The 10276-nt window shown below is 57.1% G+C and carries 11 protein-coding genes; 1 reads left to right on the top strand and 10 read right to left on the bottom strand.

Going from position 1 to position 10276, the window contains the following annotated elements; translation table 11 throughout:
• Nucleotides 1-111: 111 nt before the first annotated feature.
• Together ACLRGG_RS04805 and ACLRGG_RS04800 are read right to left on the bottom strand one after the other, a co-directional pair.
• Nucleotides 112-423: a hypothetical protein gene (locus ACLRGG_RS04805; RefSeq protein WP_416248664.1), complete on the bottom strand. Its 312-nt coding sequence runs from the start codon at nt 421-423 to the stop codon at nt 112-114.
• Nucleotides 424-648: 225 nt separating this feature from the next.
• A complete protein-coding gene (locus ACLRGG_RS04800) occupies nt 649-2265 on the bottom strand; it encodes a peptide ABC transporter substrate-binding protein (RefSeq protein ID WP_416248663.1) in 1617 nt (538 codons plus the stop codon).
• Nucleotides 2266-2454: 189 nt separating this feature from the next.
• Here ACLRGG_RS04800 and mpaA point away from each other — a divergent pair, with 189 nt between their 5' ends.
• Nucleotides 2455-3162, top strand: a complete 708-nt coding sequence (gene mpaA, locus ACLRGG_RS04795) for a murein tripeptide amidase MpaA (protein ID WP_416248662.1) — start codon at nt 2455-2457, stop codon at nt 3160-3162.
• Here the strand turns inward: mpaA and ycjG are convergent.
• The 8 genes from ycjG to pspA form a co-directional block, all read right to left on the bottom strand.
• Nucleotides 3145-4125 carry an L-Ala-D/L-Glu epimerase gene (gene ycjG / locus ACLRGG_RS04790; RefSeq protein ID WP_416248661.1) on the bottom strand — a complete coding sequence of 327 codons (981 nt, stop codon included), beginning with the start codon at nt 4123-4125 and terminating at the stop codon, nt 3145-3147. The two genes, mpaA and ycjG, sit on opposite strands and share 18 nt — an antisense overlap.
• A 95-nt stretch (nt 4126-4220) precedes the next feature.
• Nucleotides 4221-5831 carry a transcriptional regulator TyrR gene (gene tyrR, locus ACLRGG_RS04785; RefSeq protein WP_416248660.1) on the bottom strand — a complete coding sequence of 537 codons (1611 nt, stop codon included), beginning with the start codon at nt 5829-5831 and terminating at the stop codon, nt 4221-4223.
• Nucleotides 5832-5941: 110 nt separating this feature from the next.
• The gene (locus ACLRGG_RS04780) at nt 5942-7036 is read right to left on the bottom strand and encodes a TIGR01620 family protein (protein WP_416248659.1); all 1095 of its coding nucleotides are present in this window, start codon (nt 7034-7036) and stop codon (nt 5942-5944) included.
• A complete protein-coding gene (locus ACLRGG_RS04775) occupies nt 7033-8430 on the bottom strand; it encodes a YcjX family GTP-binding protein (RefSeq protein ID WP_416248658.1) in 1398 nt (465 codons plus the stop codon). The genes ACLRGG_RS04780 and ACLRGG_RS04775 overlap by 4 nt, the downstream gene beginning before the upstream one ends.
• An 81-nt stretch (nt 8431-8511) precedes the next feature.
• Nucleotides 8512-8736 carry a phage shock protein PspD gene (gene pspD / locus ACLRGG_RS04770; RefSeq protein WP_416248657.1) on the bottom strand — a complete coding sequence of 75 codons (225 nt, stop codon included), beginning with the start codon at nt 8734-8736 and terminating at the stop codon, nt 8512-8514.
• 55 nt (nt 8737-8791) lie between these two features.
• Entirely contained in the window at nt 8792-9157 is a 366-nt protein-coding gene (pspC, locus tag ACLRGG_RS04765; protein ID WP_416248656.1) for an envelope stress response membrane protein PspC, read from the bottom strand.
• On the bottom strand, nt 9154-9381 hold the full coding sequence (gene pspB / locus ACLRGG_RS04760; protein WP_416248655.1) for an envelope stress response membrane protein PspB: 228 nt from the start codon (nt 9379-9381) through the stop codon (nt 9154-9156). Before pspB ends, pspC begins: the two co-directional genes overlap by 4 nt.
• A 67-nt stretch (nt 9382-9448) precedes the next feature.
• Nucleotides 9449-10114 carry a phage shock protein PspA gene (gene pspA, locus ACLRGG_RS04755; RefSeq protein ID WP_416248654.1) on the bottom strand — a complete coding sequence of 222 codons (666 nt, stop codon included), beginning with the start codon at nt 10112-10114 and terminating at the stop codon, nt 9449-9451.
• Nucleotides 10115-10276: the final 162 nt, after the last annotated feature.

The raw sequence follows: 10276 nt of genomic DNA, 5'->3' as shown, positions 1-10276 counted from the left end.
GGTGCTGACTGGACGCTTACGGTTTATAAAGCACAAATCCGTGGCCAATATGCTCGATTCTTTACAGGTTGAGTATTTAATCTGCCGGCACCTTAGCCGGGATACATCCCATCAGCATTTCTGCTGCTGCAACCCTTTAAGCTGTGCCATACGCTGGCTGGCATGTTTTTGCGCAAGGCTTTTTGCGACGCCATTGCCAATGCCAAAATCTCCAATGAAACCCAGCACCGTCAATCCGTTAAACTCGCCCGTTTTATTAATTTCCGCCTGAACCTGCTCCTGTTTGGCAAGCTGATCCTTTATGCCCTGACAATCAAGGGTGGTTGCCTGAACATTGCTGACCGGCGGTGACGACGGATACTGCTTAAGGGCACAGCCGGAAAGCAATAACAAAGCACATAGCAGAGCGGTATTACGGGCCATAGATCACCTGAAGGGAGCTGTAGGATGTGATAGCAACGGCTTTATTATCTGCTGGTTCCGGCAGCATGATGCGGTGAATAGTTCATCAATTCACCGCTAATTGTCACCATAGGTTTGCGTATGGCTTCCTGAGTCAAAGACCACCCTGCGGTCAGCGACCATAGGACGAAATGTTCACCGTGCTTAGTGCTTAGTGCTTAGTGCTTAGTGCTTAGTGCTTAGTGCTTAGTGCTTAAGAATATAGAGTTCGCGGCTATAGGCCACATCTTCAGGATTATTAACAGGGTATCCCTTTACCCAGGGCTTAATCAGGCGGCCATTGGTGTACTGATAGATCGGCGCGATGGGTGCCTGATCCGCAATAATTTGCTCGGCCCGGTTATAGTCGCTGCTGCGGGCTTCGGCGCGCGTCTCCTGGCTGGCCTTATCCACCACTGCGTCGTACTGCTTATCGGAAAATTTGGCAATATTTCCACTGTGGCTGGAGGTCAGCAGGCTGAGGAAGCTCGAAGGTTCGTTGTAGTCCCCCACCCATGAGGCCCGGATAACATCAAAATTGCCGCTGTTACGGCTGTCAATATAGGTTTTCCACTCCTGATTTTGCAGCTTCACGCTGACGCCCAGGTTTTTCTTCCACATTGACGCCACGGCGATGGCAATTTTCTGATGGTTTTCGGAGGTGTTGTAGAGCAGCGTGAGATTTAGTGGATGAGTGGGGCCATAGCCCGCGGCTGCCAGAAGCGCCCTCGCCTGCATATTCAGTTCAGCCTGCGTATGCTGCTGCAAAAAGCCCGGCACGGGTTTAAATCCGGCGGTCACGTCCGGCGTGAAATGCCAGGCAGGCTTCTCACCGGTGCCTAACACCTTTTCAGCAATAATGGTGCGATCGATAGTCCAGGACAGCGCCTTGCGCACGCGGGGGTCTGAGGTCGGCCCTTTAATGGTGTTAAAGGCGTAATAGTAGGTTCCAAGCTGATCGGGCGTATAAACCTCGTTGGGGATCTCTTTTTTCAGCAGGCCATACATATTTTTGGGGAAGGATTCAGTGATATCGATATCATTCGCCCGGTAACGCTTGGTAGCGCTGGACTCTTCATTAATCGGTAAAAACGTCACTTTCGTCAGCAGCGAGTGCGCGTTATCCCAGTAGCTGTCATTACGTACCAGCACCAGCTTTTCATTCACTACCCGCTCCTGAAGCCTGTAGGCGCCGTTGCCGACCAGATTTTCTGGCCGCGTCCAGTTTGCCCCTGCCTTTTCAATCACCTTTTGCGGCACAGGGAAAAGACTGACGCTGGCGGCAAGGCTGGGGAACCAGGGAACCGGCCTGTCCAGGGTGACTTTCAGGCGGTGACTGTCCAGCGCGGTGACGCCAAGCTTATCCGGTGAAAGCTGCCCTTTTGCAATGGCCCCGGCGTTTTCAATACCCGCCAGTCCGGCAAACCAGGCAGAGTCGGAGGCAACAGCAGGATCAACCAGCCGCCGCCAGCTGTAAACAAAATCCTCTGCCGTGACAGGGTCACCGTCAGACCAGCGCGCGTCATTCCTGAGGGTGAATATCCAGCTTTTATTGTCTGTGGTATGCCACTGTTCGGCTACGCCGGGTACAATTTTCCCCGTCGCATCCTGATTGGTGAGGCCTTCGAAAAGATCGCGGATAACCTGTATTTCAGGCAGGCCGACGGCTTTTGCCGGATCCAGCGAGGCTGGCTCATCTTTGATATGACGCACAATCTCCTGTCGTTCTGCCAGCACCGTTCCGGGCGGAACGACCGCCGCACAGAGAGAGAGATTAACGGCCAGCGCAGCGGCAGCGAGGGTGAAGCGGGAAAGTTTCCTCATCAGAGCACCTTTAAACGATCGGGGTCGGTTCGACAGGACGGGCGTATAACAGCACTTTAACGCAAATAGCTGATTGAAAAACAGCATTTTTCGCGCCCCCAATCCGCGCAGAAGGCGTCGCCGCGTACAGCGCTTTTGTTCGCCCGTTTTTTGCGCTAGTTTGAGAGAAATTATTCCGGAGTTAATACTATGTCTTTGAAACATCCACGACCACGGCGCGGCAAGCTGGATGCTGAGTATAAGATTTATGGTACCTCAGTGTTGGGCGCCCCGCTGCTCTGGTTTCCCGCCCCCGCAGCGGATAACGCCAGCGGGCTGATTCTGGCCGGCACGCATGGCGACGAAAACGCCGCAGTGGCCACGCTGTCCTGCGCGATGCGAACGCTGCACGAGACGCATCGCCGACACCATGTGGTGCTGGCGGTGAATCCGGACGGCTGCCAGCTGGGACTGCGTGCAAATTCACGCGGGGTGGATCTGAATCGTAATTTTCCCGCCGCTAACTGGCAGCCGGGCGAGACGGTTTACCGCTGGAACAGCGTGGCAGAAGAGCGCGATGTCCTGTTGTCAACGGGCGTCAACCCGGCTTCAGAACCTGAAACTCAGGCCCTGTGCGACCTGATTCACGCACTTAACCCGGCCTGGGTTGTCACGCTGCACGAGCCGCTGGCCTGCATTGAGGATCCTCACACCAGCCTGCTCGGACACTGGCTTTCAGAACGCATGGCGCTGCCGCTGGTCACCACCGTTGGCTACGCCACTCCCGGCTCGTTCGGCAGCTGGTGCGCCGATCTTAATCTGCCGGTGATTACCGCCGAACTCCCGGCGATATCCGTTGATGAAGCCACGGAAAAATACCTCGATGCGATGGTGGGCCTGTTAAGCTGGCGTCCCTGACAGCGTAATGCGCCCGCAGCTGAATTGCAGGGCTGGCTCCGCATCCGCGGCCAGCCACGTAGGGCCATCGAAATCAACGTAGCGGGCGGACAGCACCAGCGGCAGCGCGGCGTTGATTGCCCGCGAAGTACAAAGCATACAGCCGAGCATAATTTCAAACCCTTCCGCCTTTGCGGCCTCTTTCAGCGCCAGCGCTTCGGTCAGGCCGCCGCTTTTATCCAGCTTGATATTAACCATTTCGTAGCGCCCTCGGAGCGCGGGCAGGCTCTCACGCGAGTGACAGCTTTCATCGGCGCAGATGGGTAGCGGATGGATAAAGTTTTCCAGTAGCGCATCTTCGCCTGCGGGGAGCGGCTGTTCCAGCATCACCACGCCAAGGTCGGCCAGCAGCTGACAGCGCGCCGCCAGACCCTCTGCATGCCAGGATTCATTGGCATCGACGATAAGCATCGCATCCGGCACGGCCGTGCGCACTGCAACCAGCCTTTCGGTGATCAGCTGGTTATCCATTTTGATTTTTAACAGTTTTGCCCCGTTCTGCCACAGCGCCAGCGCACCGCTGGCCATCATCTCCGGCGTATCAATGCTGACGGTCTGCGCCATGGCGACCTGCTGCGGCATCTCTGTACCGGTAAGCTGCCAGAGTGACCGCTGCTGCTGGTTTACCTGTAAATCCCACAGCGCCGAGTCAATGGCATTACGCGCTGCGCCAGGCGGTAATGCCTGCTGGAGCGCTTCACGCGTCATCCCCTGGGCCAGCGCGTCCGTCAGTCCGACGATCTGCGCCAGCACCGAGGCTTCGGTTTCGCCGTAGCGTGGATAAGGCGTACATTCACCGATTCCCCTGACGCCCCCCTCTTCCAGCTCAACTACCACCACTCCTGCCTCACTGCGCGCGCCACGGGCAATCACGAACGGCGTATGTAATGGCCAGCTTTCTGGATATACCCTGACTGTTCTCATTGACGGATCCTTGTAGGGAGTAGAATTCCCTGCTATGACTGTGTGTGGCAAAACAGAGCTTGCTGGCCGGTTATGCACCAGCCACGCCTTTGCTGCTACTGCGGGGACGCGCGACCCGCCTCTTTTTTGGGGGGGAGATCCTCCTCGCCACCCGCCCTTTTCTGGCTCAGACCATACTCACGAAGTTTATTCGCTATCGCAGTGTGGGACACGCCGAGCCGTTTCGCCAGTTTACGCGTGCTGGGATAATTGAGATAAAGACGGGTCAGCACTGAACGCTCAAACCGGCTGGTGATCTCATCCAGCGATCCCTCAATGGCTTCATCCCCCAGCGGGATATCCAGGGCAAATTCAGGCAGCATGATGTCATGTGGCCGCAGTTCATCTCCTTCCAGCTGCGTCAGGGCGCGGTAAAGCACATTTTTCAGCTGACGAACGTTGCCAGGCCAGGTATAGCGGCTGAGAAAGGCGCTAAGCTGTGGTGAAAGCGTTGGTCTGGCAACGCCCTGCTCGTCCGCAAAACGCGCGACAAACAGTTCGGTTAACGGCAGAATATCCTGCGTGCGCTCGCGCAGCGGCGGCAAATTGAGCGTCAGGACGTTGAGACGATAGTAGAGATCTTCCCGGAATTCGCCGCGCTGTACCATTTCCGTCAGGTTCTTCTGCGTGGCGCAAACGACCCTGACGTCAACGTGAACCTCGTGCTCTTCACCAACGCGGCGGAAGGTGCCATCGTTCAGAAAACGCAGCAGCTTGGTCTGCATCCGCGGCGTCATTTCGCCAATTTCATCCAGCAGCACCGAACCGCCGCTGGCCTGCTCAAAGAAGCCCTTCTTCCCTTCAAGCGCATTCAGGTAGGCCCCGGCGGCGTGGCCAAAGAGTTCGCTTTCGGCCACATCATCCGGCAGAGAGGCACAGTTGAGGGCCAGAAAAGGCTTTTTCCCCCGGGCGCTGCGCAGGTGGCAGGCCCGGGCCAGCATATCCTTACCGGTGCCGGTATCGCCGACGATCAGCAACGGCGCATCCAGCATCGCCAGCTTACGGGCCTGATCGATGACCTGCCGCATTTTCGGATTTACCGCCACAATATGCTGAAAATCGGTATCGTCGTTGACCTTCAGGTTCTGCAACTGCTGGCCCATTCTCGCCGTAGACTTCAGCATCACCACCGCGCCAGCAGGAGGGCCCGCGTGGTTATTATCCTCAGTGCCATAAATGGGCGTGATCTCCATCAGAAAATCACGTCCCTGAATGACCACATGCAGCGCCTGCGGCTTGTCGCTTTCATTTTCCAGCCAGCGCTGGAAGTTAAACCCGGGGATCAGCGTACCCGCACCTAAACTGCGCATTTTCGCTTCGTTAAGGGCGAACAGCCTTTCAGCCGCCGGGTTGACCCGTTCAATTTTGCTTTTCAGGTCGATTGAAAAAACCGGTTCCGGCATCGCAATCAGCAGTGCGCTGAGCGCACGGTGCTCGCGTTCAGACGGCAGAAATGCCACCGTCTTCACGTCGGTTACGCTCGGAATGCGCCGGATTTCAGCCATCAGCTGGCTGAAAGACTCAAACTCGACCGGGGAGAAATTAAGGTATATGCGCCCGATAGAGGCTATTTCGATACCGCGAAGATCAATGTTGCGATCCACAAGCAGATCGAGCAGCTCGCGGGTCAGACCCAGCCGGTCCTGACAAAAAACTTCCAGACGCATGCGTGATAACCTTTATTTATGATGTGGCATTCCAGGTGGCGTAGTGCCGATAATACCTTATGATCCTTAACGTCAGAAGCGTCTGGAAGGAAAAGTTGACAGGTTGCAGGTTATTTTTCCGGGTTTTTCCGCAGCGTCTCTTTCAGTTCGGTAATCAGATCGCGTCGGAAGTCGCCGAGCCGTGGCTTATCCCCCGCCATCCAGGGCAGCGGTCGGCATAGCTCCATGGTTTTGATACCCAGCCTGGCGGTCAGCAGGCCTGCGCCTATTCCCTGCGCGGCACGGGCAGAAAAGCGGGCGGCAAGATCCTGTGACATCCAGTCCATCCCAACTTCTCTCACCAGCTCCGACGCGCCGGCAAAAGCAATATTCAGCAGTACCAGCCGGAACAGACGCAGGCGACTGTAGTAGCCCAGCTCTATGCCGTACAGGGTGGCAATGCGGTTGACCAGCCGCAGGTTGCGCCAGGCGATAAAGGCCATATCGACTAATGCCAGCGGGCTGACGGCAATCATCAGCGTCGATTCGGCCGCGCTGCGGCCAATTTCCCTGCGGGCCTGGCGATCCAGTTCTGGCTGGACCATGCGGGCATAAAGCCCTACGATTTCGCGGTCGTTATTGGTTTCATGCAGCGCCCCCCGCCAGCGTTGCAGCGCGGGATGCTGCCCGCTCAGGCCCGCCTGGCGCGCCAGCCTCTCGCAGAAGTCACGCCCTTTACCTATGCCGTGGCTGGCCAGCAGGTCGCGGGCGATATCGCGTTCCTCGGCGCGTTCACGCAGCCGGTAAAGCCGACGCCACTCGGTAACCAGCGACCCTGCGCCCGCCAGAGCAATCAGGCCCCCCGCCACGCAGCCGCCCATCGCCACCCAGTCCTGCTGGAGCCAGGCGGTATGAGCCCACTGCACCCCCTGAGCAACCAGGCTGACGCCGAATGTCCCCAGCCCTACCCGCACCATTTTCTGCCACAGGCTGCGTTGCGGGCGGAGCGCAGCTTCCACCACCCGTTCACCCGCGCTCTCCTCTTCGGGTTCGGAAAGGGGATCCTGCACGGTGAAGGTTGAACTTCCCGGCTCAAATGCCCGGGCGGGTTGAAGCACAGCCGTTACTTCAGCGGCTGAGGTATCCGGTTGAAATCCTGGTGCAGGATCCTTTTCCGCTCCTGTCCGGGGGGTAAAATCAATACGTGGTTTAAGGGGGGTCGTCATCGTAGTTTATCTCCCAGTAAAAATTCCAGGGCAGAATCCATACGGATATGCGGCAGCGGACGGTCGCGGTCAGGCGACTGAGGCCGGAATTGTTCAAAATGGAACCCCTGCTGCTGCCAAAAAGCTTCACCCGGCAGGCGTGGCGGGACCTCGCCCGGAAAAACGGTGAGCGGCGCGTTATCGTTCAGCCTGTGACCACGCAGCGCCGGAAAGCTTTCCCCCTGATGTTCAACCAGACCGCTTTCGGTTGCCTGCACGGCGGCCAGCGCCATACAGTCGATCTCAATACCTTCAAAGGCTGCATGCTGCCGTGCGTCCTGCACCAGCTGCTCCAGCAGCGAAACCAGATTGGCATGCTGACTGGTGGTAACATGGTCAGATTTGGTGGCGGCAAACAGCAGTTTATCAATAACCGGGGAGAACAGGCGGCGAAACAGCGTGCGCTGGCCATATGAGAAGCTTTGCATCAGCTGGGTCATTGCCAGTCGCAAATCGTTAAAGGCTTCGGGGCCGCTGTTCAGCGGTTGCAGGCAGTCCACCAGCACAATCTGCCGATCAAAGCGCAGGAAGTGATTTTTATAGAATCCATTTACCACGTGCTGACAGTAGTAGTGAAAACGCGCCTTCAGCATCGCGTAGTTACTGCCCGCACCGGCCTGCTCCAGCCGGGATTCACCTGCCGCATCCGCCCACGGCCAGGGGAAGAACTGCAGCGCGGGCGCACCCGCCATCTCGCCCGGCAGCACAAATCGGCCCGGCTGGATAAAATGCAATCCCTCCTGCTTGCATCGCAGCAGGTAGTCGGTCCAGGCGGCGGCAATCTCTGCCAGGCGGTTTTCGTCAGCGGGAGCCAGCGGATCGAGATCGGCACACAGCGCGCGCCATCGTGCTGACCACGCCGCCCGTGATCCGGTAAGCATGCCGTTCATCTGCCGCGACCAGCTGAGATAATCCTGCGCCAGCATCGGCAGATCCAGCAGCCATTCGCCGGGATAGTCGACAATTTCCAGAGTGAGCGTTGCGGTGTCAGCAAAATGGCGCAGCAGCGAGGCGCGGGAACGATAGCGCAGCGCCAGCCGCACTTCGCTTACGCCGCGCGTGGGCGTTGGCCAGCTGGGCGGCGTGCCATGAAGCTGCGCCAGGCCTTCATCATAGGTGAAACGCGGTATACCCATATCCCGCTGCGTAATGCGTTTCACCCCCTGCACGCGCCCTTCCCGCACGGCGGTAAAGAACGGCAGTCGCGCATCGCCGTTAACGTTAAGCAGCTGATTGATCAGAGACGTGATAAAAGCCGTTTTTCCACTGCGGCTGAGGCCGGTAACCGCAAGGCGCAGGTGGCGATCCGTTCCCCGACTTACCAGCGAAAGTAATTCACTTTGCAGTCGTTTCATCCAGGTGTGAGCACCTCTTTCAACGGGTGTATTAGCGTGATTGCGTCATCCAGTGTAGCAATTTATGGCGGGTTCATACCCTCAGGGTTTATTCCAGCGCGCCGTGGCGTGACGCATCATCCGGCGTAGCAGGGGTTCAAGCGCCCAGGCCAGCAGGATTTTTAGCGGGCGTCGCGCAACGGATTTGACCGCCCAGCCGGCCAGGCCCGCAGGGCCGTAGCTCATCGCGCCGAGCAGCATAAATTTACCAGCCTGCTTCAAAGCGGGTCTGGCGTGACGGTTAAAAGCCTGATGAACATTACGCAATGGGTGTCTCCAGAATTATACCGGGCCCGGATGCGAGCCCGCGAAAACAACGGGATTAAAGCTGACGAAACCGGCTGCGAACGCTAAAGGTTTCTGAGGTCACATAGCGTTCCATTTCACGTAGCGGTAGCTCGACGCCGCGCAGTTCATTCTGCAAATCATCGAGCAGTTCGCGTGCGCATGGCCTGGGTTGAGCGCTATTTGCCATGCTGTCTGGCTTTTCATCCAGCAGGAAGGCCAGCGCAAAATAGGCGATTGCGGTGAAGATAAAAACGCCGAAGAAAAGCGACAGCACCATCATCACCCGCACCAGCTGCACCGGAATATCCAGAAATTCAGCGAGGCCCGCGCAGACGCCTTTGATCTTCCCTTTTGCCGGAATGCGGTAAAGCCTGCGCCCCTTAAATTTCAGGTCGATCATGGCTGCCTCCAGTGAGGGTGCTCGGCGTTGAGGATCTCCTCCAGCGTCTGAATGCGCTCGCGCATCCGTTTTGCATCAGCCGTGAGCTGCTGTAGCCGCTGGACCTCACTCTGCGACAGTTCAGCACCGCCATTCTGACGGTTACTGTAGTGCAGCCATAGCCAGACCGGCGCCACAAACAGCATAAAAATGGTTAAAGGTATAGCCAGAAATAACGCGCTCATTCATTCTCCTTGAAACAGTTATCCGATAGCTGACACCGGCACCCCATACGGGTGCCATTTAACGGTCTTACTCGCCGCGGCTCATTTTCGCTTTTAGCGCGGCCAGCTGCTCGCTGATTTCATCGTCGGCATGCAGGTCAGCAAACTGCTGGTCTAGCGTCTGCTGTTTGCCAAAGCTCTGGCTTTCGGCTTCCGCTTCCATATGGTCGATACGGCGCTCAAACGACTCAAAACGCGCCATCGCCTGATCGATTTTACCGCTGTCCAGCTGGCGACGCACATCGCGAGAAGATGAAGCTGCCTGGTGACGCAGTGTCAGCGCTTTCTGACGCGCGCGCGTTTCGCTCAGCTTCTTCTCCAGCTCGCCGATTTCGCCTTTCAAGCGGACCAGCGTTTCATCGACCTGTTCCGCTTCCCGGCTCAGCGTCGTGACCAGTTCGGTCAGCTTCTGTTTTTCGATCAGCGCCGCGCGGGCCAGTTCGTCTTTATCTTTACGCAGAGCCAGCTCGGCTTTATCCTGCCAGTCGGCCTGCTGCGCCTCCGCCTGCTCAATACGGCGCGAGAGCTGTTTCTTTTCTGCCAGCGCGCGGGCAGAGGTGGAACGCACTTCAATCAGCGTATCTTCCATCTCCTGGATCATCAGGCGGACCAGCTTCTGCGGATCTTCCGCTTTTTCCAGCAGAGAGTTAATGTTGGCATTCACGATGTCAGCAAAGCGAGAAAAAATACCCATAATTACACTCCTCATTAATCTGTTTATCAGGCGCGGTGCGCTGCTATACCTAATACAATTCCCGTGCCAACTTTTATCTCACTGATTTATCGGAATAAGATCGCTTTACTCCCCGGAAAGGGATGTCTAAAGTGGTGTAAATCACTAACAGATGGTGAATTT

Source organism: Erwinia sp. PPS120, from assembly GCF_047918655.1.
Taxonomy (GTDB): domain Bacteria; phylum Pseudomonadota; class Gammaproteobacteria; order Enterobacterales; family Enterobacteriaceae; genus Erwinia; species Erwinia tasmaniensis_A.
This window is presented reverse-complemented; position numbering and strand designations above follow the sequence as displayed.